This window comes from Conexibacter arvalis, assembly GCF_014199525.1.
Classification (GTDB): Bacteria; Actinomycetota; Thermoleophilia; order Solirubrobacterales; family Solirubrobacteraceae; genus Conexibacter; species Conexibacter arvalis.
In genome coordinates, this window is the sequence record NZ_JACHNU010000001.1 from 1,260,165 (window position 1) to 1,284,487 (window position 24,323).

At 69.5% G+C, this 24,323-nt stretch carries 20 protein-coding genes and 2 tRNA genes; 16 read left to right on the forward strand and 6 right to left on the reverse strand.

The window, feature by feature from the left end; translation table 11 throughout:
* Positions 1-21: 21 nt before the first annotated feature.
* Both BDZ31_RS05895 and BDZ31_RS05900 read right to left on the reverse strand, forming a co-directional pair.
* Positions 22-846: an ABC transporter permease gene (locus BDZ31_RS05895; protein WP_343075527.1), complete on the reverse strand. Its 825-nt coding sequence runs from the start codon at positions 844-846 to the stop codon at positions 22-24.
* Positions 843-1,661, reverse strand: coding sequence for an ABC transporter ATP-binding protein (locus tag BDZ31_RS05900; RefSeq protein WP_246344438.1), 819 nt, complete (start codon positions 1,659-1,661; stop codon positions 843-845). The genes BDZ31_RS05895 and BDZ31_RS05900 overlap by 4 nt, the downstream gene beginning before the upstream one ends.
* A 44-nt stretch (positions 1,662-1,705) precedes the next feature.
* On the opposite strand from BDZ31_RS05900, the gene pgsA reads away from it, so the two are divergent.
* Complete coding sequence (gene pgsA / locus BDZ31_RS05905; protein ID WP_183339914.1) at positions 1,706-2,296, forward strand: CDP-diacylglycerol--glycerol-3-phosphate 3-phosphatidyltransferase; 591 nt, start codon at positions 1,706-1,708, stop codon at positions 2,294-2,296.
* Positions 2,297-2,499: 203 nt separating this feature from the next.
* Here the strand turns inward: pgsA and mptA are convergent, their stop codons facing one another.
* Entirely contained in the window at positions 2,500-3,510 is a 1,011-nt protein-coding gene (mptA, locus tag BDZ31_RS05910; protein WP_183339916.1) for a GTP cyclohydrolase MptA, read from the reverse strand.
* 306 nt (positions 3,511-3,816) lie between these two features.
* On the opposite strand from mptA, the gene BDZ31_RS05915 reads away from it, so the two are divergent.
* The 7 genes from BDZ31_RS05915 (at position 3,817) to BDZ31_RS05945 (ending at position 9,451) form a co-directional block, all read left to right on the forward strand.
* Positions 3,817-4,905 carry a sigma-70 family RNA polymerase sigma factor gene (locus BDZ31_RS05915; protein WP_183341027.1) on the forward strand — a complete coding sequence of 363 codons (1,089 nt, stop codon included), beginning with the start codon at positions 3,817-3,819 and terminating at the stop codon, positions 4,903-4,905.
* A 95-nt stretch (positions 4,906-5,000) separates the two neighbouring features.
* Positions 5,001-5,082 (forward strand) — tRNA-Tyr (locus BDZ31_RS05920).
* An 80-nt stretch (positions 5,083-5,162) separates the two neighbouring features.
* Positions 5,163-5,459: a hypothetical protein gene (locus tag BDZ31_RS05925; RefSeq protein ID WP_183339918.1), complete on the forward strand. Its 297-nt coding sequence runs from the start codon at positions 5,163-5,165 to the stop codon at positions 5,457-5,459.
* 138 nt (positions 5,460-5,597) lie between these two features.
* Entirely contained in the window at positions 5,598-6,779 is a 1,182-nt protein-coding gene (locus tag BDZ31_RS05930) for a PP2C family protein-serine/threonine phosphatase (protein WP_183339919.1), read from the forward strand.
* Between the two features lie 2 nt (positions 6,780-6,781).
* Positions 6,782-8,356: a sensor histidine kinase gene (locus BDZ31_RS05935; RefSeq protein ID WP_183339921.1), complete on the forward strand. Its 1,575-nt coding sequence runs from the start codon at positions 6,782-6,784 to the stop codon at positions 8,354-8,356.
* Positions 8,353-8,799, forward strand: coding sequence for a response regulator (locus tag BDZ31_RS05940; RefSeq protein WP_183339923.1), 447 nt, complete (start codon positions 8,353-8,355; stop codon positions 8,797-8,799). The genes BDZ31_RS05935 and BDZ31_RS05940 overlap by 4 nt, the downstream gene beginning before the upstream one ends.
* Before the next feature lie 205 nt (positions 8,800-9,004).
* Positions 9,005-9,451 (forward strand): universal stress protein, encoded by a 447-nt coding sequence (locus BDZ31_RS05945; protein ID WP_183339925.1) that lies wholly within the window; start codon positions 9,005-9,007, stop codon positions 9,449-9,451.
* Between the two features lie 508 nt (positions 9,452-9,959).
* Here BDZ31_RS05945 and BDZ31_RS05950 read toward each other — a convergent pair.
* Positions 9,960-11,390, reverse strand: coding sequence for a S8 family serine peptidase (locus BDZ31_RS05950; protein ID WP_183339927.1), 1,431 nt, complete (start codon positions 11,388-11,390; stop codon positions 9,960-9,962).
* Positions 11,391-11,524: 134 nt separating this feature from the next.
* Between BDZ31_RS05950 and tadA the strand changes: the two genes are divergently transcribed.
* The 3 genes from tadA (at position 11,525) to BDZ31_RS05965 (ending at position 13,291) form a co-directional block, all read left to right on the forward strand.
* A complete protein-coding gene (gene tadA / locus BDZ31_RS05955) occupies positions 11,525-11,989 on the forward strand; it encodes a tRNA adenosine(34) deaminase TadA (RefSeq protein ID WP_183339929.1) in 465 nt (154 codons plus the stop codon).
* Between the two features lie 55 nt (positions 11,990-12,044).
* Positions 12,045-12,134 (forward strand) — tRNA-Ser (locus tag BDZ31_RS05960).
* A 305-nt stretch (positions 12,135-12,439) separates the two neighbouring features.
* Entirely contained in the window at positions 12,440-13,291 is an 852-nt protein-coding gene (locus BDZ31_RS05965) for a glycosyltransferase family protein (RefSeq protein ID WP_183339931.1), read from the forward strand.
* Between the two features lie 8 nt (positions 13,292-13,299).
* Here the strand turns inward: BDZ31_RS05965 and BDZ31_RS05970 are convergent, their stop codons facing one another.
* Positions 13,300-14,316, reverse strand: a complete 1,017-nt coding sequence (locus BDZ31_RS05970) for a glycosyltransferase (RefSeq protein ID WP_183339933.1) — start codon at positions 14,314-14,316, stop codon at positions 13,300-13,302.
* Positions 14,317-14,473: 157 nt separating this feature from the next.
* On the opposite strand from BDZ31_RS05970, the gene BDZ31_RS25845 reads away from it, so the two are divergent.
* A complete protein-coding gene (locus BDZ31_RS25845; protein ID WP_183339935.1) occupies positions 14,474-15,529 on the forward strand; it encodes a glycosyltransferase family protein in 1,056 nt (351 codons plus the stop codon).
* Positions 15,530-15,662: 133 nt separating this feature from the next.
* On the opposite strand, the gene BDZ31_RS05980 is transcribed toward BDZ31_RS25845, so the two are convergent.
* On the reverse strand, positions 15,663-16,256 hold the full coding sequence (locus tag BDZ31_RS05980; RefSeq protein ID WP_183339937.1) for a hypothetical protein: 594 nt from the start codon (positions 16,254-16,256) through the stop codon (positions 15,663-15,665).
* A 381-nt stretch (positions 16,257-16,637) separates the two neighbouring features.
* Here BDZ31_RS05980 and BDZ31_RS05985 point away from each other — a divergent pair, with 381 nt between their 5' ends.
* From BDZ31_RS05985 to BDZ31_RS06000, 4 genes are all read left to right on the forward strand, one after another.
* On the forward strand, positions 16,638-18,923 hold the full coding sequence (locus tag BDZ31_RS05985) for a TolB-like translocation protein (protein ID WP_183339939.1): 2,286 nt from the start codon (positions 16,638-16,640) through the stop codon (positions 18,921-18,923).
* 11 nt (positions 18,924-18,934) lie between these two features.
* Entirely contained in the window at positions 18,935-21,775 is a 2,841-nt protein-coding gene (locus tag BDZ31_RS05990) for a hypothetical protein (protein ID WP_246344439.1), read from the forward strand.
* 153 nt (positions 21,776-21,928) lie between these two features.
* Positions 21,929-23,143 (forward strand): ROK family transcriptional regulator, encoded by a 1,215-nt coding sequence (locus BDZ31_RS05995; protein ID WP_183339941.1) that lies wholly within the window; start codon positions 21,929-21,931, stop codon positions 23,141-23,143.
* A 27-nt stretch (positions 23,144-23,170) separates the two neighbouring features.
* Positions 23,171-24,310 carry an ABC transporter substrate-binding protein gene (locus tag BDZ31_RS06000; protein WP_183339943.1) on the forward strand — a complete coding sequence of 380 codons (1,140 nt, stop codon included), beginning with the start codon at positions 23,171-23,173 and terminating at the stop codon, positions 24,308-24,310.
* Positions 24,311-24,323: the final 13 nt, after the last annotated feature.

Genomic DNA, 24,323 nt, shown 5'->3' on the forward strand with positions numbered 1-24,323 from the left:
CCCCGATCCTGCCCTGCTCGCCTACGCCTTCAACTTCTTGCCGGTCGCGAACAGCCAGCTGCTCCAGGCGATCATCACGGCCGCGAGCACGGCCATCACGCCGAGCGACAGCCAGACGTTGACGTCGCTGACGCCGAGGAAGCCGTGGCGGATCGCGTCGATGACGAAGAACAGCGGGTTGACGTGGGAGATCTCCTGCCACGGCGACGGCAGCGTCTCGACCGAGTAGAAGGTGCCGCCGAGGAACGAGAGCGGGACGATCACGATGTTCTGCACGAAGCTGGCGTGGTCCCACGACTGCGCGTAGACGCCGACGATCACGCCGAGCGAGGAGAAGATCGTCAGCGCCAGCACGACGGCGAGCGCGAGCACGAGCGGGTCGTGGACGGGCACGTCGACGATCGGCAGCGCCAGCAGCACGAGCACGAGCGCGATGATCAGCGCCCGTACCGCGCCGCCGAGCGACAGGCCGAGGTTGACCTCCCAGCTCTTCATCGGCGAGGCGAGCACGTCGTTGATGTAGCGGTCGAAGCGCGCCTGGAAGACCGACGAGGAGTTGTTCGAGTACGCGGCCTGCACCATCGCCATCGTCACGAGGCCGGGGACGATGAAGACGTCGTAGTCGACCCCCGCGATCCCGCTGATGCGGCTGCCGAGCGACAGGCCGAAGACGAGGATGAAGAGGAACGAGGAGATGACCGGCGCGGCGATCGTCTGCTGCCACAGCTTCATCACGCGCGCGACCTCGCGGCCGGTCAGCGCGATCAGGCCGCGGTGGCGGTCGCGCAGGCCGCGCGCCTCCGCCGGCTCTGGGAGAGCCGGGCTCTGCTGCTCGACGACGCTCACGCCGTCGCTCCGTCGCGGGAAGAACGAGCCCCCTGGGCGAGGTCTTCCGACCGAGTCCAAGGCCTCCGGCCGCCGGACTCGGCCATCGCCTTGACGTACACGTCGGCGAGCGTGCCGACGCCGTAGTGGGCGCGCAGCCCGTCGGCCGAGTCGCGCGCGAGCAGCCTGCCGCCGCGGATCAGCGCGATCTCGTTGCACAGCTCCTCGGCCTCTTCGAGGTAGTGCGTCGTCAGCAGGACGGTCGTCCCCTCGCCGTGGAGGCGGCGGATGTACTGCCACAGGTCGAGCCGCAGCTCGAAGTCGACGCCCGCGGTCGGCTCGTCGAGGATCAGCAGCGGCGGCTCGTGCATCAGGGCGCGGGCGATCAGCAGCCGCCGGCGCATGCCGCCCGACAGCATCGGCGCGCGCGTCTGGGCCTTCGAGCTGAGGTCGAAGATCTCCATCATCTCCTTCGCCCGCCGCTTCGCGTGGGCGCGCTCCATGCCGTAATAGCCGCCGTGGTAGAGCAGCGTCTCCTCGACGTTCAGGAAGCGGTCGAGGTTGATGTCCTGCTCGGCGAGGCCGATCAGGCGGCGCGCGCCGGGGACGCGGTGGTCGTGGCCGAAGATGCGGATCTCGCCGTCGGTCGTGCGGATCAGGTTGCAGACGGCGCTGATGAGGGTCGTCTTGCCGGCGCCGTTGGGGCCGAGCAGCCCGAAGAACTCGCCGGCCGGCACGGTCAGGTCGAAGCCCTCCAAGGCCAGGAACCCGTCGTCGTAGCGCTTCGTGAGCCTCCGCAGCTCGAGCGCCGGCGGGGAAGTGGTTGCGTGATCCATCACCTTCGAGGCTAGTACACGTGCGCGGTACGCTCCGTGGCCCCGTGTTCCCGGTCAACGTCCCCAACGTCCTGACGCTGCTTCGCATCCTGCTGGTGCCGGTGCTGGTCGTGGCGCTGCTGGGGGAGACGCCCAACGGGGACCTGCTGGCGGCGGCCGTCTTCGCCGTCGCGTCGCTGACCGACATGCTCGACGGCTACCTCGCCCGCTCGCGCAACGCGATCACGACGTTCGGGAAGCTGATGGACCCGATCGCCGACAAGCTGCTGGTGATCGCGGCGCTGGTCTCGCTGGTCTCGCTCGGGCGGGTCGCCGCGTGGGTCGCGATGGTCGTGATCGCGCGCGAGTTCGCGGTCACCGCGCTGCGGATGGCGGCGACCTCGCAGGGCGTCGTGATCTCGGCCAGCTTCTTCGGGAAGCTGAAGACCTGCTTCCAGATCGCGATGGTGATGGCGCTGATCCTCGCCGGCAGCGCGCTGTGGGTCGACCTGCTCGTCTACGCGACGGTCGCCGTCACGGTCGCCTCGGGCGCCGACTACTTCTTCGGCCTGCGCCGGACCCTCGGCGCGCGCGACCGCGCCAAGGCGAAGGCCGCCGAGCGCGCGGCGTCCCGCGGCGGCGCCGAAGGCGCCTGAGCGCTGGGGAGAAGGAGCCTCTGGCGAGTTCTCCGGACCGAATCCGAGCCGCTGGGCGAAGGATTCGGCGCCTTGAGCGCTGGGGAGAAGGAGCCTCTGGCGAGTTCTCCCGACCGAATCCGAGCCGCTAGGCGAAGGATTCGGCGCCTTGAGCGCTGGGGAGAAGGAGCCTCTGGCGAGTTCTCCCGACCGAATCCGAGCCGCTAGGCGAAGGATTCGGCGCCGTCGAGCCAGGCGCGGCGCGAGACGTGCGTCGGCGAGTGCTCGCCGGTCTCCAGCTCGCGCCGGACCTCACCGAGCAGCCCGAACCGCTCGGCGTCGACGTTGTGCTGGTGGATCGTCTCGAGGTTCTTCTGGTGGGCGGAGAAGAAGGTGTCGTCGCCGAGGTGGGCGAACCGGTCGACGACGCCGCGGACCATCTCGCGCACGCAGTCCTCGACGAAGCGCGGGCGGCGGTGGGCCTTCTCGACGACCGACCCCTCGTCGGTCCGCTTCATCAGCTCGTAGATCTCCGACGACATCGAGTTCTCGACGATGTCGAGCAGCGTCTGCGCCGGGACGTCCTCGTCGCTGTGCTCGGGCAGCCCGATGTGGAGCGTGCCGAGGCCGCGCTGGTTGTGGGTCGCGACCGGGACGTGGTCGAAGATCCGCTCGATCTCGTCCTCGCTGAAGCCGTCGGCGAGCAGCCGCTCGCGCGAGGAGCCCTGGACCAGCTGCTGCGCGCACGGGCAGGCGGTCATGCCGGCGGCGGCGACGCCGACCAGCCGGCGGGTGCCCTGCTCGGAGGCGACCGCGGAGCCGAACAGCGTGTAGATCTCCTGCGTCTGGATGCCGGAGACCGGCGCCGGCTTGTGTTCCGGATAGCGCGCCTCGATCGTCACCTCGGCGCGGCGGGCGCCCTGGCGCTCGCGCACGCGCTCGGCGACGTGTCGGGCGAGCGTCTCGGCGCGGAAGGTCGCCTCGCCGAGGATCACCTCGCCGATCGCGTCGTTGACGACCTCCTCGAAGCGCGACATGTGGGCGCCCTTCTGGCGGGGCCCGAGGTCGACGTAACATTCGAGTCTCGCGGAGAAGAGCTGTTCCGCGCCATCTTGCTTGATGCGGATGACCTTCTCGACGCCGGTGACGCCCACGCGCGAGAGGCTGACCTCGAGCGCGGGGAGCTGCGCCTGGACGTCAGGCGCCTGGATGCTTGCGGTGCGCGATTGCGACATGAGAGGCCTGAAGGGTAGCGGGGTGGAGGCGCTCGCTCCCCTCGCCGCCGAGAAAGGGTTGGGGATCGGCTCGGCGTGTGGTATCAATCCGCACCTGGCTGGAAGCCTGCCTCCACGCTTGAGGGCGGGAGAGCGTTGAATGGCTCAGCCCATCGCGACTGCCGTCGCGGACGTAGCGTTCAGTTACGAGGTGCATTGAGGAGAGGGGGGCCTGCTGCGCAGGTCCGAATCGCGTCTCGATAGGAACGGCTTATCGTGAGGGAGAAGGCTGCAGTTCTGTTGGCGGACGAGGCTCCGATCGCGGAGATGGAGGAGTTCCGTCAGCTGATCGCGGAAGGTCAGGAGCGCGGATACCTGACCTTCGAGGAGATCGCCACCACGCTGGAAGAGGTGGAGGTCACGAAGGAGCAGGTGCAGGAGCTGCACGCGCACCTGGAGGAGAACGGCATCGACGTCGTCGAGGCCGACGGCAAGCCGGCCGTCTCCGCGGCGGGGTCCGCGGAGGGGGAGCGGCCGGACACGCGGCGCGGCAACGCGTCGAAGCGCCCGGAGATCGACCTGACCGTCGAGCCGAGCCTCGACTCGCTGCGCCTCTACCTGCGCTCGATCGGCAGAGTCAGCCTGCTGACCGCCGAGCAGGAGGTCCACCTGGCGCAGCGCATCGAGCGCGGCGACATGCAGGCCAAGCAGCAGATGATCGAGGCGAACCTGCGGCTCGTCGTCTCGATCGCGAAGGGCTATCTCGGTCGCGGGCTGACCTTCCTCGACCTGATCCAGGAGGGCTCGCTCGGCCTGATCCGGGCGGTCGAGAAGTTCGACCATCGGCGCGGCTTCAAGTTCTCGACGTACGCGACCTGGTGGATCCGTCAGGCCGTGACGCGCGCGATCGCCGACAAGGGGCGGACGATACGCATCCCCGTCCACATGGTCGAGAAGCTCAACAAGGTCGTCCACGTCGAGCGGCAGCTGGTCCAGTCGCTCGGCCGCGAGCCCTCGCCCGAGGAGATCGCGGCGGAGCTGGAGTGCACGGTGAGGGAAGTCCGGGACATCCTGCGGATGGCCCAGCAGCCGGTGTCGCTCGAGAAGCCGATCGGCGAGGAGGAGGAGTCGGAGCTGGGCGACTTCGTCGAGGACCAGACGGCCGAGTCGCCGTTCGAGCTCGCGTCGGAGAACCTCCGTCGCGACAACGTCCGGCGGGCGCTGCAGGCGCTCCCGCAGCGCGAGCGCGAGGTGATCGAGATGCGCTTCGGCCTCGGCGGCGGCAGGCCGCGCACGCTGGAGGAGGTCGGCCGCGCGTTCAACGTCACGCGCGAGCGGATCCGCCAGATCGAGAACCACACGCTCAAGAAGCTCGAGGCGCTGCCGGAGGCGCAGCGCCTGCGCGACGCGTCATAGGCGTTCGCGAACGATCGGCCCGGTTCGCCGTCCCACACGTGGGGCGGCGGCTTCCGGGCGGCCTCGCTACACTTCGCCAGCCTGAATCGCTCGATGGGCGGATGTCCGAGTGGTTAAAGGAGACGGGCTGTAAACCCGTTGGCTATGCCTACGCAGGTTCGAATCCTGCTCCGCCCACTCTCACGAAGGCCCGGCTTCGCGCCGGGCCTTCGGCGTTCGGGGCGCGGCACGGTCGCCCGCCTGCCACACTGCGGTCGATGAAACAGCTCGCGCGCATCGCCATCGACGACTCGCGGTACGAGCCGCGCCTCTGGGAGATCCTGGAGGCGACCGGCCTCGACCGCGACGACTTCGAGGGGCTCGACTACTACAGCCTGCTGCCGTTCTTCGTGCTGGCCGGCGCCTCCGTCAGATCGCACGTCCACCTGCACGACGACCACAGCCACTTCGAGGCGGTCACGCTCGAGATCGACGAGCAGCTGGAGGAGGCCTTCTACGGCGTCCTGCCGGAGCTTCTCGCGCAGCTGACCGAGGATCACGACCACGAGCACTGAACGTCCATTCCTCTCGCTCCAGGTGGGCGGACCGATGTATGCTCGCCGGCAGGCGGGAACCGGTACGCGGGGGCGACGAGGTTGAACGACGAGGAAAGGGCGGTCGCGACGCGATCGCGCGAAGGTGAGGCCGCGGCGATGTCGATGGGCTTCCCGGTGCAGCTGCTGCTGGTCGAGGACGACGTCGGCGACGCGCTGCTCGTGCGCGAGCTGCTCGCCGACGCGGCGCCCCAGATGGAGGTCGTCCACGTCGGAACCCTCCGCGAGGCCGAGGAGCTGCTGCCCGGCGGCGTCGACTGCGTCCTGCTCGACCTCGGCCTCCCCGACGCGATCGGCATGGAGCCGGTCGAGCGGCTGCGCGCGACCGCGCCGGACGCGGCGCTCGTGGTGCTGACCGGCCACGACGACGAGCACCGTGGGATCGAGGCGCTCTCCTCGGGCGCCCAGGACTACCTCGCGAAGGCCGGCGTCGAGGGCGCGATGCTGGCGCGCGCGATCCGCTACGCGATCGAGCGGCGGAGGCTGGAGCGTTCGCGGCGCGAGTTGCTCGAGGCGCGCCTGCAGGCGCGCGAGAACGCCCGCCTGGAGCGCAGCCTGCTGCCGACGGCGCTCGTCCGCGACGAGCGCGTCGCGCTCACGACCGGGTACCGCCCGGGCCGCCGGCGCGCGCTGATCGGCGGCGACTTCTACGACGCCGTCGAGCTGGCCGACGGCACGCTCCACGTACTGATCGGCGACGTCAGCGGCCACGGCCCCGACGAGGCGGCGCTCGGCGCCTGCCTGCGGATCGCGTGGCGCAGCCTGACGCTCGCCGGCCACCGTCCCGGCGAGGTGCTCGCCGGCATGCAGGAGATGCTGCGCCACGAGCGCCACGAGCCCGACATGTTCGCGACGCTGTGCGTGCTGGTCGCCGACCCGGATCGTTCGCGCGCGCAGGTCTTCCTCGCCGGCCACCCGCCGCCGGTGCTCGCCGACGACGCCGGCGTGCGGCTCGTCGACGCGGAGCTGGTCAGCCCGCCGCTCGGCTTCGCCGACCCCGACGGATGGGCCGGCAACCCGGTCGAGTTCGCCGGCGACTGGACGCTGCTGCTGTACACCGACGGCTTGATCGAGGGCCGGATCGGCCGCGGCTCCGAGCGTCTCGGGCCGGAGCGGCTTGTGGAGATGCTGGTGCGCCAGCGGCTCGGCGAGGTCGCGCGCAACGGCGGCGACGCCGGGCCGCTGCTCGACGAGCTGGTCGCCGAGGTCGAGACGCTGCACGGGGGCGAGCTGACCGACGACCTCGCGATGGTGCTGGTCGCGACGCGGCGCAGCAGGTGACGATGGCGCGCGGAGGCGACCGGGAGCCGTCGACGCCGCGCCCGCCGCTGGTGAGCCGGCTGACCGTCAGCCAGTGGTTCACGTGGGCGGCGATCGCGATGGGTGTCCTGACCGCGATCAGCATCGTGCTCGGCGTGATCGCGATCCTGCGCCTGTCGGATGCCCGCGCGCTGGTGGTCGAGCGCAACGGACCGGCGCTGACGGCGTCGCTGCAGCTCTCCAACGGTCTCATCAACCAGGAGACGGGCGTCCGCGGCTTCTCGCTCAGCGGCGAGGACACCTTCCTCGTCCCCTACAGACGCGGCCGCCGCGAGGCGGCGGCCGCGATGAGAGAGCTGCGCGCGGTGACGACGATCGACGAGCACGAGGCGATCCGTCGCGATCTCGACGAGATCGAGCGGCGCGTCGCGGCATGGCAGGACAGCTACGCCGAGCCGACGATCGCCGCCGTGCGCGCCGGCGGCCCGAGATCGCCCGACAAGCCCGACCCCGAGCTCGGCCGCAGGCTGTTCGACGCGGTGCGCGACGCGCTCGACGCCGAGCAGGCCGACATGCTCGAGGTCCGCAACGCCGGCCGCGCCGACCTCGACACCGCCGCCAACTTCCTGACGGCGACGTTCATCGTGATCGCGGTGCTGATCGTGGTCGGGATCGGCGGCGTCGTGGTGGCGCTGCGGAGCTTCGTGAGCCGTCCGATGCGCGGCGTCGGCCGCGCCGTCCGCCGCACCGCGCGCGGCGACTTCGAGCACGAGATCGCGGGCGAGGGACCGCGCGACATGGTCGACCTGGCCGGCGACGTCGACGTGATGCGCCGGCGGATCCTCTCCGAGCTGGAGGAGATCAAGGAGGCGCATCGCCAGCTCGACGAGCAGACGCGCGAGCTGCAGCGCTCCAACGCCGAGCTGGAGCAGTTCGCCTACGTCGCGTCGCACGACCTGCAGGAGCCGCTGCGCAAGGTCGCGAGCTTCTGCCAGCTGCTGGAGAAGCGCTACAAGGGTCAGCTCGACGAGCGCGGCGACCAGTACATCGAGTTCGCCGTCGACGGCGCCAAGCGGATGCAGCAGCTGATCAACGACCTGCTCGCCTTCTCGCGCGTCGGCCGGATCACGAGCGAGCAGGAGGCGATCGAGAGCGAGGCGGTGCTGCAGCAGGCGCTGACGAGCCTCGCGACCGCGATCGAGGAGAGCGACGCGGAGATCGTCGTCGCGCGGCCGCTGCCGCGGGTGCGCGGGGAGGCGTCGCTGCTCGCCGGCGTCTTCCAGAACCTCGTCGGCAACGCGCTGAAGTTCCGCGGCGAGGGGCGTCCGCGGATCGCCGTCGCCGCCGAGCGCGACGGCGAGATGTGGCGGTTCACGGTCACCGACAACGGCATCGGGATCGAGCCCGACTACGCTGAGCGGATCTTCATGATCTTCCAGCGCCTCCACGCGAAGGACGTCTACGCCGGCACCGGCATCGGCCTCGCGATGTGCCGCAAGATCATCGAGTACCACGGCGGACGGATCTGGCTCGACACCGAGTCGACCGAGGGCACGACCTTCCGCTTCACCCTCCCCGCCCTCCCGGAGGACGCATGAGCACACCGCAGATCATGGAACCGATCGACGTCCTGCTCGTCGAGGACGATCCCGGCGACACGCTGATGATCCGCGAGGCGTTCGAGGACAACAAGGTCCGCAACACGCTCTCGTGCGTGACCGACGGCGTCGAGGCGATGCGCTTCCTGCACAGGGAGGGCGAGTACGCCGACGCGCCGCGACCGGACCTGATCCTGCTCGACCTCAACCTGCCGCGCAAGGACGGGCGCGAGGTGCTCGGCGAGATCAAGGGCGACCCGTCGCTCGCGACGATCCCCGTCGTCGTGCTGACGACCTCGCAGGCGGAGGAGGACGTGCTGCGCAGCTACGCGCTGCACGCCAACGCCTACGTCACCAAGCCCGTCGACTTCGACCGCTTCATCGAGGTCGTCCGCCAGATCGACGAGTTCTTCGTCACCGTCGTGAAGCTGCCGAAGCCGTAACGGCGGGGCGCGGCCGACTCCCGATAGGCTGCCGCCCATGTCGCCGACGTGGATCTGGATGCAGATCGCGATCGTCATCTGCGTGCTCGCGGGGATCGTGATCGCGATCGTCAAGCTGCTCTGACCTGCGGGCGACCGGCTCGGACCCGCCCAGCGCGGGGATATGATGCGCGCGCGCCCGATCAACGGAAAGGGAGGGAGGCGCGTGTTCGGCTCGATCGTCGTGGGAACCGATGGCTCCGATACGGCCCAGGAGGCCGTCAAGCAGGCGATCGAGCTCGCTCGGATCGCTGACTCCGCGCTCGAGGTCGTGAGCGCCTACGAACCGGTCTCGGCGCAGCGTCTCCGCGACGAGGCGGTCGAGGCGCCGAAGGACCTGCAGTGGTCGATCAGCCCGCGCGAGGACGTCGACGCGACGCTCCGCGAGGTCGAGGAGCAGGCGAAGGCGGCGGGGGTCGGGACGGTCCGCACCTTCGCCCGCCAGGGCGACCCGGCCGACGCGATCCTCGACGTCGCCGAGGAGCAGGGCAGCGGCCTGATCGTCGTCGGCAACAAGGGCATGACCGGTGCGAAGCGCTTCCTGCTCGGGTCGGTCCCGAACAAGGTCTCGCACCACGCGCCCTGCTCGGTCCTGATCATCCGCACGACGTAGCGGCGGGTCCTCGCCGCCCGAGCGGGCGGGCCGCTGCGGCGTCGGGCGCGACGGCTGCTGAGCGGGAGCCGGCCCCCGTCGTGCGTGGAGGCCGGCTCCGCCCGCTTTCGGCACGCAGGCGCGGAGCGCTCGGTCCTGAAGAGCGCTCTGCACACCCGCGCCTTCCCCCATCGGCGGCCGCGCCGGCTGCGCTGGATCCCGGGCGGTGAGCGGCGCAATCGGCACCCCCTCGCACCGACCCCCTCTGCGCCGCTCACGGCCCGGTATCCCGGCGCGCCTTCCCCCTCGGACACGCGGCCGTACCCAAACCTATGTCGGCTGGCTCCCCGGAGTCAACCCCGATATGGAAGCGATGTTCCGAAGCGGACAGCTGCACGCCGCCGATCGGTGGAGGTAGCCCGTCAGGTTGGTCCTGACGCGGACACGCGAGCCGTGACGGTTGGGCGCCGGCTGCCACTTCGTCACGCGTCGGCGCGTGCGCAGGGGGGCCTCCGAGGCCCCGGGCCGCTCAGCGCGGGTTCGCGCGCGCCGCGCGCGACATGCAGCTCGGCGAGGCGACGGTCGGGGAGGTCGCGGCGCCGGCGTCGACGAGCCCCCAGCCGTAGATGCGGTTGGGGCCCGGGATGCCGAGCCTGCGCGCGGTCGCCTTTATGCGGCACTCGACCTGGGCCGGCGTCGGTCTGGCGCCGAGCACCTTGCTGGCGATCACGAGCGCCGCGGTGGCGGAGACGTGCGGTGCGGCCATCGAGGTGCCGTGGTAGCCGGAGGGGAGGCCGAACCTGCGGACCGAGTTGGTGTAGGTCATCTGGTAGATGTCGCGGCCGCGGTGGCCGGCGACGCAGGCCGGATCCTGCGCCAGCTGCGCGTCGTTGCCGCCGCCGGGAGCGACGATGTCGAGCCCGACGCCGTCGTTGGAGTAGCTCGCGAGGCAGGCGTTGTCGGTCGTCGCCCCGACGGAGATGACGATCCCCGCGCGCGCGGGGTAGGCGACGCGGGCCTCGCCCTCGTTGCCGGTGCTGCCGACGACGACGGCGCCGCGCTTGTTGGCGTAGCGGATCGCGGCGAGGATGTCGGGTATCTCCGACGCGCGCACGCTCGTGGAGAACTCCAGGCTCAGGTTGATGACCTTGGCGTTGTGCCGCGCGGCGTAGCGGATCCCCTTGGCGATCGTCGCGGCGTCGCCGTAGCCGTTGGAGTCGAGCACGCGGATCGGGATCACCGTCACGCCCCACGCGAGGCCGGTCACGCCGATGCGGTTGTTGGTCGACTCGGCGATCGTACCGGCGACGTGGGTGCCGTGCCCGTTGCGGTCGACGACCTCTCTCCTGCCGTCGACGAAGTCGTAGGGGGCGACGAACTTCGTGTTGGCGAAGTCGGGCGAGCGCTTGAAGCGTCCGACGTTGCGGTACGCGACGCCGGTGTCGAGCACGGCGACACGCACGCCGCGACCGCCCGGCGCGCCGGCGGCGGCGACGTTGCCCCATGCCGCGAGGGCGTTGACCCCGTTGGGGCCGAAGAAGTTCCACTGCACCCCGGCGAGCCCGCCGGGGAAGCCGCGGATGCCGACGTCGTCGGGCATCGCGGGCTCCTGGCTGGCGCGGGCGATCGGGTTGGGGGCGGCGTAGGCGACGCCCGGCATTCTCCGCAGCTTCGCGACGGTCGCGCGGACCTTCCCGGGCTTGACGTGAAGGACGCGCGTGCGCGTGCTCGGCGCCGTCCCGGCACGCGCGCCGACGGCCTTCGCCGCGGCGGCGCGGGCGCCCGAGCCGGTCCCCGACTCGTAGCCGACGACGACCTCGCCCGGGACGTATGCGGGCGCTCCCCCGTTGGAGGCGGCGGTCGCGCTGCCGACGCCGAGGCCGAGCGCGACGCAGGCGGCGCTCAGCACGCCGGTGAGGCGCCGGCGGGCGGGATGACGGTGCGGGTGAGGGGTGGGCAAGCGGTCGGGCGTCGGGGAGGCGGGGAACGGCGCAGCCTCAGAAAGCTTGCCGCACGATTCTTAAGACATCATCGGCAGGGGAAAGTTTCCCCGAACCAACCCCTTCCTTCGCGCTCATGGGCGCGCAGACCTCCATGTCCGCTCGCTTCTTTCCCCGTGACGAGTACTTCATGCGGCTCGCGATCCGCGAGGCCGACCTGGCGCTCGAGCACGACGACGTCCCGGTCGGCGCCGTCGTGGTCCATGAAGGCGAGGTCGTCGCGACCGGTCACAACGAGCGCGAGCTGCGCCAGGACCCGACCGCCCACGCCGAGGCGATCGCCCTGCGCGAGGCGGCGAGGCACCTCGGCAGCTGGCGCGTGCTCGACGCGGTCCTCTACGTGACGCTCGAGCCGTGCGCGATGTGCGCCGGCGCGATCGTCCTGTCGCGGGTCCCGCGCGTCGTCTTCGGCACCTGGGACCCGAAGGCCGGCGCGGCCGGCAGCGTCCTGAGCATCCTCGACCACCCGCAGCTGAACCACCGCCCCGAGGTCGCCGGCGGCCTGCTCGCCGACGAGTGCGCCGCGCAGTTGCGCGCCTTCTTCGCCAGCCGCCGTTGAGGCCGGTTCGCACGTCGCCGCCGGCCCGAACCCGCTACCCTCTGCGATCCACCCTGGAGGGGTGGCAGAGCGGTTGAATGCGGCGGTCTCGAAAACCGTTATAGGCCGGACAGGTCTATCGAGGGTTCGAATCCCTCCCCCTCCGTCAGCAGCGCCACGCTCCGATGCCGTCATGCGGCGCGGAGCACCGTTCGCGCGAGTGCCCCGGTAAGCAGTCCACTTTGTGGTACGTTCGGCGCTCCGCGTCAGAGGGGGTCACATGGGGACCGGGGGCGAAGCGCGCCTGTTGGGACGGTCATGCGCATAGCGTTCATCGCCGATCCGTCGTTGCCCGGCGCCTGGTACCGGGCAATAGGGCCGCTCGTCGCAATGGCGGCGCATGGGCATGAGATCCGGCAGGTCGAGCGGCCTGGAAGATCGCGGCGCAGCGAGCTGATCGACGGTTGCGATGTGCTGCACGTCCATCGCTATCACGACGCGGAGACGCTGCGGCTGGTCAAGCGGGCGAGAGCCGCTGGGACGGCGGTCCTGTGGGACAACGACGACAACCTCGTCGCGATCCCGAAGGGCAGCCCGCACTACCGCGACCTCGGTGGTCTCGCCTCGCTGCGGACCACGACGGATCTGCGGCGGATGGTCCAAGCCGTCGACGTCGTCACGACGCCGAGCCGGCGGCTCGCGGAGATCTTCGAAGGCTTCGGAGCGCGAACGGCGGTCGTCGTCGAGAACTTCGTCCGCGACGAGCTGGTGGACGTGCCGAGAGCGACGCGCTCGGGCGACGGCGTGGTGATCGGCTGGCTCGCCGGCGCCGAGCATCAGTTCGACGCGGAGCGGATCCCCTTGCGCGACGCCTTCACGCGGTTGCTGGATCGACATGCCGACGTCCGGCTGCGGACGATCGGCGTCAGCATGGGGATGAAGCACGATCGCTACGAGCGGATACCGAGCGTGCCGTTCGTCGATCTGCCGCGCGCGATGGTCGACTTCGACGTCGGGATCGCCCCGCTGGCGGAGGTCCCGTTCAACGAGGCCCGTTCGAACGTCAAGGTCAAGGAGTACGCCGTGCTCGGCATCCCGTGGCTGGCGTCCGCGGTCGGTCCTTATCGGGACCTCGGCGAGCGGGAGGGCGGGCGGCAGGTCGCTGACGCCGACGGCTGGCTCGACGCGCTGGAGCGGCTCGTGACGAGCGGCCGCGAGCGCAGGAAGCTTGGCAAGCGCGCGTCACGCTGGGGGCGCAAGCAGACCATCTCGCGCAATCTCTCCCATTGGGTCGCCGTGTACGACGCGCTGCTGTCGCGCTGACCGGAGGCTCAGCCGCGCAGGCGTGCGCGGGCGCGTTCGCTGGCGTCGAGGTAGGCCTTCTCCCACGCCGCGATCTGCTTTCCGATCGTCTGGCCTTTCGCCCACTTCGAGGCGCGCTTCGCGAGCTTCCGGCGCTCGCGCGCGTGGGTGATCAGGCGATCGAGCGCGGCGTGCCAGCCGTCGTCGGGGACGAGGTGTCCGCCCTCGCGCTCGCCCATCCCCAGGTATCCGCCGACCGGCGATGCGAGCCAGGCCAGCCCGGCAGCGCCGTACTCCTTCAGCTTCACGTTCGAACGCGCTTGGTTCCAGGGGATGTCGACGAGCGGCGCGATCCCGATGTCGGCGCGCGACAGGAACTTCGGGATCTCGAAGAAGTCGATCTGCTTGACGTGCTCGTACCGGTCGCTCTCGAGCCCGAGACCCAGGCCTATGCTGGAGATGCGCAGGTCGGCATGGGCGTCGAGCAGCCGGTCGAGCGTCTCGCGCAGGCGAAGCGACTGGTAGTCGACCTGGTGCTCGAGGCCGGCGAGCCAGGCGACGACGACGCCGTCGTGCCGGACCGATGCGGTGCCGGGAAACGCGTCGGGGAGGTAGTTCTCGATCACGCGCACGTCATCCGCGCCGCTGGCCCTGAACGATGCGGCGAGCCGTTCGCTCGGCGTCGTCACGACGTCGGCGGCGCGGACGATCGAGCCGATCGCACGGGCGACGGCCGCTCCGCGAGCTCCGCTGTACTTCGCGTACTTGGGGTTCGATCTGGGGACGTTCGTGAGGTCGTCGTCGTTGTCCCAGACGATGCCGACGCCTCGCTCTCGGAGCTGGTCGACCAAGCGCTGCATCTCCCCGCCGCGGTAGCGGTGGATGTGAACGACATCGCTCTGAACGATCTCCGAGAGACGGAACAGCGGCTCCCCTCTGCGGTTGTAGGAGACGTGATGGCCCTGCCCCATCAACGTCGCCATCGGCTGATAGGCGCGGTAGTTCGAATTGACGCCGTCCGGATCGGAGATGTAAGCGATGCGCACGCTCTCACCATCTCGGATCGAGGGCGGTCCTCGCAAGGGCGAGGCGTCGGAAGGCGAGAAACTCGCTCATCGATCAACAAACGTCTGGTAGTTTGGATCGTGTCGTCGAAGGGGAGCCGGCGGAGCGGCTGGGCCGCTGCCGACGGGGGAGGACGTCGTGAAGATCGCCTATCTCGCCAATCCAGAGAGCCCGAACGGCTGGTACCGCGGGATAGGGCCGATGTCCGCGCTGAAGCGCAGGGGGCACGAGATCCGGCAGGTCATAGGCCTGGGCGGCAGATTCAAGCCGGAGCTGGTGCAGGGCTGCGACGTCGTCCACATCCACAGGGAGCACGACCGCCCCACGTTGCAGGTGGCCCGGTACGCCAAGGAGAACGGGATCGCCGTCTGGTGGGACAACGACGACGACCTCACCTCGATCCCGAAGAACAACCCGTCGTACAGGAGCAGCTACGGCGGCGCCAAGGGCGCCCGCGCCGCGGTCGAGATACGGAAGATGCTGGAGGCCGCGGACGTGGTGACGACGCCGAGCCGCCGCCTCGCCGAGCTCTACCGAGAGATGGGGGCCGCGCGCGTCGAGGTGATCGAGAACTACGTCCGCGACGAAGCCGCCGCGAGCGGCTCGAAACGACCGGCCGACGGCAGAGTCGTCGTCGGCTGGGTCGCAGGCAAGGAGCACCATCTCGACGTCGAGCGTCTGCCGATACGAGCCGCGCTCGCCGAGCTGCTCGAGCGCCGGCCGGAGGTGGAGATCGTCACCGTCGGCGTCGGGCTTGGCCTGCGCAGCGACCGCTACCGCCACATCCCCGCCGTCCGCTTCTTCGACCTGCCGGCGGTGACGCGCGAGTTCGACCTCGGTCTCGCCCCGATCGCCGACATCCCGCTCAACCGCTCACGCTCCAACGTCAAGCTCAAGGAGTACGCCGCCGCCGGCGTCCCCTGGCTCGCCTCCCCGATAGGCGCGTACGCCGCGCTCGGCAAGCGCGAGGGCGGCCGCCTCGTCGCCGACGACGACTGGCCCCGCGCCCTCGACGAGCTGATCGACCGCAAACGCGACCGGCGAAAGCTCGCTGGCCGCGCATTCAAATGGGGCAGTGGCGAGACGGTCTCCGCGAACGTCGGTCGCTGGGAGCGGTTGCTCGGAGACGTCGTGGGTTTGGCGCGACCGGAAAGTGATTCAGTGAGACGTCGCATATCGCCGCGCCTTCGTTGAACGCCCTGTTGGCAGTTGCTGTCGCCGGTGGAGGCGAACGCTGGGCTGCCTGCGGGTCGGGCGCTCTCGACGTGAAGAGGAGGTGGCGGCACGCGGCCGCCACCTCCCGGTCTCTACCTAACTGCTCGTGAGGCTAAACTAGCGTGATGATCGGCGGAGTGCCTAGGACGGTCAGCGTGCCTCTTATGTTGCCGGAGGCGGGGCAGAATATGCTGTTGCCCGCAGCCCCGGGGAGGTTGTTCGTGTTGAACGTCGCGCCGGTGACGTTCCCGCCCGACACGTTGAATCTTATGCCGATCAGTCTTCCACCATATAGGCAGCTTCCTATTATCGTATTGAGTAGGAAGCCGGCTGGATTGGCGTAGACGTTTATTTCCGTTATGCCAGTCGGTAGCACGCCGTCCCAGGAAGAGAAGAGCACCGGTATCGGCGCTGCGGCAGTGGCTAGCACTTGGCCGCTGGTGGCGAGATTGTTGCAGTTGGTGATGGTTCCGCCTGTCACGCCGCCGACGCGGGTATCGATGACCTTCGCTATGGAAGCAGCGGTTGTGAGCGTGAGTAGCACGTCGCAGACGGTGTCGCCGTCGTTGAGCGTCAATCTGCCGCCCGCGCCTATAGATGTTCTGTTGATCGAGACGCCTCTAGAAGCCTGGGCGACTGACGTGCTGAACGCGACCGTGGCCAGCGCCGCGAGGGCCACGAACAGCAATCGAAGATGCTTGGACATGATTTCTCCTGATTAGGTTGATGAACTGTTGCGCGAATGGCTCCGTTCGCGAGCCCGCGCAGGTACGACCGTGTATTGGTGAAGTAGAGGCCCCCTTCCCCAGAGTTGACGGCTGGCCATGGCGCTATCCCTCTGTGCGTCCACGTCGTGCGTGATACGCGGGGCTTCGGTGCGCAGCGTCACGCGACGCTCCAGCAACAGGCGTAAAATACAACAGGGAAACAGAAGAATGCAAGTCGTCTGTCTGGGCGCTGGCACTGGCCCCGTCGCTGTCGGGTCCAGGGTGGTGGGCCTGGTCTCCAGTTCGGGGCGCCCTTGCATCGAGAGTCATCAGCGTTTATTGTGGGATATCGTAGCTCCACAATGAGGAGAGGTAGAGCTGTGGAATCTGTGCTTGCGCGCGGGCGAGGTCGCGCTGCGGCGGTTGCGGCGGCAGCCGCGCTGGCAGCCGTGCCGTTCGCCGGTCCGTTCGACTGGCTGGTTGGCGAGGGCTACGCGCTTCCGCCTGGAAGCGCGTACGAGAAGGTCAGTTCGGAGGACAAGGGCGACGGTGACGTCTGGTACCGGTTCTCGACGCTCCGCTCGTCCGCGGACGGGACGCGGGCGATCTACAGCACGCCGACCGGTTCTGAGGACGCCGAGGGCGTTCCGCTCCCTGTCGAGCATCTCGCGACGCTGAGCAGCAGCGGCTGGGAGGCGCGGAGCATCGCGCCGCCGTACAGCGACAGCGCAGGCGTGCTCACCGATCTCCGGCTCGGCTATCAGTGGTATTCGACCGATCTCGCGCGCGGGGTCGTCCTGCCGGGGTTCTCTCAGCTGACGCCGGACGCATCGGGTGAGGTGCGCAATCTCTTCCTGCGAGAGTTCGGGACGCCCGGATACGCGCTGCTCACCCCAGAGCCGACGGCGCCGGTGAACCCGTTGATCGCGTTCACGTCAGCTCCTGCAGTCGCGGGAGCATCGCGCGACCTCCGCCATGTCGTGTTCGAGAGCCCGTTCCAACTGCTGCCGGACGCGATCGTTCCCGGCAACAGACGTGACGCTTACGAATGGGCAGACGGCACGCTGCGGAACGTCGGCATCCTCCCGAATGGAACAGTCGCGCCTGGCGGTGCGGCCATCGGCGGGGGTGCTGGCGTGTCGAAGATAGCCCAGCAGCGCAATCGCGGGGCCATCTCGGAGGACGGGTCGAGAATCGTCTTCACGACTCCGTGGAGAAGTGGTGGCGGAGACACGGCCGCTTCCGGGGAACTGTACTTGCGGGTCAACGGCACCACGACGGTACCGATCTCAGCGTCCCAGCGGACGGTGCCGGAGGAGATGCAGCCGGCGACCTTCCTCGCGGCGACACCCGACACGTCGAGGGTGTTCTTCAAGAGCTGCGAGAAGTTGACTGACGACGCCACGGCTGAGTGCGGGGTCAGTGAAGACCTCTACATGTTCGACGTCGCGTCGGGAGATTTGACCGACCTCACCGCAGGGCTCGACCTCAGAGTTGCGAACGTCGTCGGGATCTCGAACTCCGGTGACCACGTCTACTTCGGTGCGACCGGAGCCACGACCGGTGTGTACCTGTGGCACGACGGCACCGTTGTGTCGGTTGTCGGAGGCCTCCAGGGAGGGGACACCACCGCCAATTGGTCGTTCGGCATCGGGTCCAGGTCCTCGGCGGTGTCAGACGACGGCCGGTTGTTGGTCTTCTCGACTGATCTGCCGCTCGGCGGCGCGAACACCGGCGGTCTGCGGCAGCTCTTCCTCTACGACGCAGCAACGAGAGGGACGAGGTGCATGTCGTGCGTCGCTCCAGGGAGAACGACCCTCGGAGAGGCTGTCATCCAACCGTTGCAGAGCTCCACCGCCGTCTATCGTGCATACGATCCCCGGACGATCAGCGCGGACGGGAGCAAGGTCTTCTTCGAGACCGCCAATCGGCTCGTGCCCGAGGACATCAACGGAAGAATCGATGTCTACCAGTACGACACCGCTGCCGGAACGGCGACGCTCGTCTCGAGCGGCGTCGGCGAGTACGACTCACACGTCGGCGATGCCAGCGAGAACGGCGACACGGTCTTCTTCGTCACGCGCGAGCAGCTGATCCCCGATCTCGACCGAGACAGACTGGACGATCTCTACGTCGCCCGTGCCGGCGCGAAGCCGTACGTCCCGCCGGCCCGGAGAGATCCGTGCGTAGGCGATGCCTGTCAGGGGGACCTTCCCGCACCGCCCCACGACGACGTTCCCGGCACGGTCGTGTTCACCGGGCCTGGTGACGTCGAGGACGACGGTGGCTCGGCCACTGAGCCGGTCTTCTCGGTGCGTCCCCTCACGGGCAGACAACGGAGAGCCTGGGCACGGACGGGTCGCGTCAGGTTGACCGTGCGCGTCTCGGAAGCAGGAAGGGTGCGAGGCAGGGTCACCGCGCGACTCGGCAAGAAGCGAGTCGTCGTCGCGCGGGCGTCGAGGACCGCGAGGGACGGCGGGCCTGTGGCGCTGACGCTCCGCTTGTCGGCCGCGGCACGCAAGTCGTTGAAGCGGAACGGGCGGCTCACCGTCCGGATCATCGTGACGTATGGCCCGAGCGCCGGTGAGAGGCAGGCGGCGACGACGACGTTGCGCACCGTGCGGGGCTCGCGCGGCGCGCAGAACCGGAGCGGAGGCAAGCGATGAGGCCGTACCCGATGAGGAACGCGACCGCGGTCGCCGGAAAGGAAGCCTGGAAGCGGCGATGGCTGCTCCTCGCAGCCGCGACGCTGCTTGCGATCACCGCCTCCGCCGTCCCCGCCGCGGGCGCCGGGTTTGGGATAACGCGCTTCGACGGTGACGTCGTCAACCGAGACGCGCTCGGCGTCGTGACGGCGGCGACCCAGGCCGGTTCGCACCCGGACGAGGTCACGGCGTACATCGACTTCGCGACACGCAGCGGAGCGCTGCCAGGTCTCGTCGTGCCGGAGGAGGACGCCAAGGACATCCGGGTCGATCTGCCCGTTGGCTTCGTGGGGAATCCGCAAGTGGTCACGAAGTGCCGGGAACCCGAGCTCGAAAGCGTCCAGATCGGAACGGATTGTCCGCGCGACAGCCAGGTCGGCGTCGCACACGTGATCACCACGTCGACCGCACCGCAGACCGTGCCGGTGTTCAACATGGAGCCGCCGCCGGGCGTTCCCGGCGCCTTCGGGTTCAGAATCGCCTCGGTGCCGATCCACCTGCGGGCGGTCGTTCGCAGCGACGGCGACTACGGACTGTCGATCCTCGTTCCACGGCTCAGCCAGGCTGCGCCGATCCTCAGAACCTCGCTCACCTTCTGGGGGGTCCCGGCAGATCCCAAGAACGATGCTGATCGTGGCTGGGTCGTCGACTCCGGCACTCGTGTGGTCTGTGCCGATACGTCGGATCCGAGCTGTTCGACGACGTCAGGACTGCCGCCGCAGGCGTTCCTGACCAACCCGATGACGTGCAACGGCCCGGTGGAGACGAGACTCAGCGTGACCAGTTGGCTGGGCAGCAGCGCTCACGCCAGCTTCTTCACGCATCTGCCCGCTCCCGACCAGGAGACGCTGGTCGGGCCCGAGGGCTGCGATCGGGTGCCGTTCGACGCCAGACTCACCGGCACGCCTGTGAAGGCCAGAGCATCGTCGCCGAGCGGGTTCTCGTTCGATCTGTCGGTGCCGCAGAACGGCAATCCGACGGGCATCGCGCAAGGCCATCTGAAGAAGGCCGTCGTCAGACTGCCCGAGGGGATGTCGGTCAACCCGTCCTCCGCATCTGGCCTCGCGGCGTGCGGCGACGCGCAGATCGGGCTCGGCACGCTGCAGATGCCGAGCTGTCCCGACGGCTCCAAGATCGGGACGCTGACGATCGACACGCCGCTGCTCTCGGACCCGCTGACCGGGGCGATCTATCTGCGCGATCCGCTGCCCGGGAACCTCTTCCGGCTGCTGCTCGTCGCGGAGGGGTCGGGCGTGCTGATCAAGCTTCCGGGCACCGTCACTCCGGACCCGGTCACCGGTCAGCTCACCGCGACGTTCGACAACAACCCGCAGCTGCCGTTCTCGAACCTGCATCTCGAGTTCAAGGACGGGCCGCGCGCGCCGCTGACGCTGCCGCCCGCGTGCGGGACGCACACGATCGTCTCCGACCTCACGTCGTGGAGCGGGAAGACGACCACCTCGTCGAGCAGCTTCAACGTGTCGCGGGACGGCAACGGCGCGCCCTGTCCGCCGCGCGGATTCAACCCGACGGTCGTCGCCGGCCTCGCGAATCCCGTGGGCGGCAGCTCGTCCGCGTTCTCGTTGACGTTCGCCCGCGGCGACGCGGACCAGACGCTGCGCGACATCACGGTCGACATGCCCGAGGGGCTGACCGGCGTGATCGCGAGCGCGGATCTCTGCGACGACGCGGCGGCCAACGCCGGGACCTGCGGCGAGTCCTCGCGGATAGGCTCGACCACCACCGGCGCCGGGACGGGCGAGAATCCGTTCTTCCTGCCGGGACGGGTGTACATCACCGGTCCGTACAAGGGCGCGCCGTTCGGCATGTCGATCGTCGTGCCGGCGATCGCCGGGCCGTTCAACCTCGGGACCGTGGTCGTGCGGGCGGCGATCTTCGTCGACCGCGAGACCGCGAAGCTGAGAGTGGTCTCCGAGCCGCTCCCGACGATTCTCGAGGGCGTGCCGCTGCTGATCCGCACGGTCAACGTCCGGATCGACAAGCCCGGCTTCATGGTCGCTCCGACGAGCTGCGCGCCGAAGAGCATCGCGGCGCGCGTCGGGTCCAACGAGGGCGCGTCGGCCGACCGCAGCGTCCGCTTCCAGGTCGGCAGCTGCGCGTCACTTCCCTACAAGCCCAAGATGACGATCAGAATGGGCAAGAGAGGGCGGACGAAGGGGCGCATCACCGCTCCGCTCGAGGTCAGACTCGACATGACGCCAGGGCAGGCCAACAACAAGTCGGTCGCCGTGACGCTGCCGCGCAACGTCAACGCTCGGCTCGAGGTGCTGAACAGATACTCCTGCACGCTCGAGCAGTTCAAGAGCGAGACGTGCCCGAAGTCCAACCGCCTCGGGACCGCGGTCGCCGTCACGCCGCTTCTGCGAGATCCGCTGGTCGGCGACGTCTTCTTCGTCAGAAATCCTGCGCGGAGAATCCCGGACGTCATGGTCGGCCTTCGCGGTCAGGTCGCGTTCGACCTCGCCGGCAGAGTCACGATCCCGCGGAACCTGACGCTCCGCACCAACTTCGACCTGGTGCCGGACGTCCCGATAACGAAGTTCACGCTGAGATTCGTGGCCGGTAGGAAGGGCCCGGTCGGCTTCGTCGAGAACGCCTGCACGAAGGCGGCGAGACGTGAGAGAGCGAAGCTCGTCTTCCGTGCGCACAGCGGCAAGGTCGTTCGCGTGCAGCAGAGACTGAAGATCGTCGGCTGCGGCAGAAGAGCCGTCACAAGAGCGAGAGGCAGAAGAGGCGCGAGAAGAGGCGGCAAGGCGAAGAAGGGCAGAAGAGGAGCGGCCAAGAGGAAGTAGCTCGAGGAGAGAGCCCACAGGACGACGGGGCGGTGCCGTGAGGCGCCGCCCCGTCGTCGTTGAGGAGGCCGTCAGGTAGGAATTCCGGAGGATCTCGGCGCCGGTTCCCGGTGGTTCCGTTGCTCTCCGCACAAACCCGGGTAACCCGCCGCCATGAGGAGGAGCGCGTCCGGAGGGTCGCTGGCCTCGCTGCGCGACCGCAACCGGGGACAGATCGTCGCGGAGCTGCGGACAGCCGGTCGGCTCAGCCGCGCCGAGCTGGCGCGGCGCACGGGCCTCAGCCGCTCCACCGTCTCGACGCTCGTCGCCGAGCTGCAGGCGCGCGGGCTCGTCGGTGAGCGGGAGGTCGACGGCGCCGGACCGCAGGGCGGGCGGCCGCCGGTTCTGCTCGGGCTCGAACGAACCGCCGGGGCCGTGCTCGGGATCGACTTCGGCAAGCGGCACGTGCGCGTCATCGTCGTCGACCTCGCGCACGCCGTGCTCGCGGACCTCGAGCGGCCGATGGCGACCGAGCAGAGCGCGACCGAAGGCTTCGACGCCGCCGTCGACCTGACGGAGCAGGCCCTCGCGGAGGCCGGCGTCGCACCGGGCGAGCTGATCGGCGCCGGCATGGGCGTCCCCGGTCCGATCGAGAGCGCGTCCGGCGAGGTCGGCTCCTCCGCGATCCTGCCCGGCTGGGTCGGCGTGCAACCCACCGACGAGCTCCAGCGGCGCCTCGAGCTCCCGGTCGCGACCGCCAACGACGCCAACCTCGGCGCGCTCGCCGAGCTGACCTGGGGCGCTGGGCGCGATGTCGCGGACTTCCTCTACGTCAAGGTCGCCAGCGGGATCGGCGGCGGGCTCGTGCTCGGCGGCGAGCTCTACACCGGCGCCGGCGGGATCGCCGGCGAGATCGGTCACACGATGGTCGACGAGCACGGCGCCGTCTGTCGCTGCGGCAACCGCGGCTGCCTGGAGACGGTCGCCTCCACGCGCGCGATCGTCGACCTGCTCGAACCGGCTCGCGGCGAGCGGCTGGCGATCGAGCAGGCGGTCGCGCTCGCGCGTGGCGGCGACCGCGCCTCGCAGCGGGTGATCGGCGATGCCGCACGCGCGATCGGCGTCGTCGTCGCGCAGGTCTGCAACATCCTGAATCCGGCGAAGGTGATCGTCGGCGGCGACCTCAGCGCGGCCGGGGACGTGCTCCTCGACCCGTTGCGCGACGAGGTCTCACGCCACGCCGTCCCCGCCGCCGGCGGCCGCGTCGAGATCGTGCCGGGCGTCCTCGGGCGGAGGGCCGAGGTGCTCGGCGCCGCCGCGCTCGTCCTGCGCGACGTCGACGGCTTCAGCTTCGAGAGGGCAGGGGAAGCACAGCAGCAAGCCGGGTAAATCCAACGGCAGGAGGAGGTACGGAGCATGCAAAGCAGGTACGTCCGCATCCTTGCGCTGATCGCCGCGGCGGTCCTGAGCGTCGGCGTGCTCGCCGCGTGCGGCAGCGACGACGACGACAACGGCACCACCGCCGGCGGCGGCGCTGCAGCCACCACGTCCACCGGAGGCGGTGCGAGCGGCACGGTCGCGCTCCTCCTGCCCGAGAACAAGACCGCGCGCTACGAGTCCCAGGACCGGCCGCTGTTCGAGGCGAAGATGAGAGAGCTCTGCCCCGACTGCGACATCATCTACTCCAACGCCGAGCAGGACGCCGCCAAGCAGCAGTCGCAGGCCGAGGCGGCGATCACCAACGGCGCCAGAGTGCTCGTGCTCGACCCGGTCGACGGCAGAGCCGCGGCGGCGATCGCCACGCGCGCCAAGCAGTCCGACATCGGCGTGATCGCCTACGACCGCGCGATCGAGAACGCCGACATCGACTACTACATCTCCTTCGACAACGAGGAGGTCGGGAGACTGCAGGCGAGAACGCTGGTCGAGGGCCTCAGAAGAATGGGGAGAGACAGCGGCGACCTCGTGATGATCAACGGCGCGCCGACCGACCCCAACGCCGCCCTGTTCAAGAGAGGCGCCCACAGCGTCCTCGACGAGAGCGACTTCAGAATCGCGAAGGAGTACGACACGCCCGACTGGTCGCCTGACAGAGCGCAGACCGAGATGGAGCAGGCGATCACCGCGGTCGGCAGAGACGGCTTCGTCGGCGTCTACGCCGCCAACGACGGCACCGCCGGCGGCGCGATCGCGGCGATGAGATCGAACGGCGTCGACCCGTCGAGCCGCCCGACCACCGGCCAGGACGCCGAGCTCGCCGCGATCCAGCGGATCGTCGCCGGCGACCAGTACATGACCGTCTACAAGGCGATCAAGCCCGAGGCCGAGCAGGCGGCGCAGCTCGCCTTCGACCTGCTCAACGGCAACACCGAGAGCGACCTCGTCAACCAGAGAATCGACAACGGGACGAAGGAGGTCCCCTCGGTGATCCTCACGCCGGTCGCGGTGCTCAGAGACAACATCAGAGACACCGTCGTCAGAGACGGCTTTTGGAGCGTCGACCAGATCTGCACGCCCGCCTACGCGGACGCGTGCAGAAGACTCGGCCTCACGTAACCCGGGGAGGGAG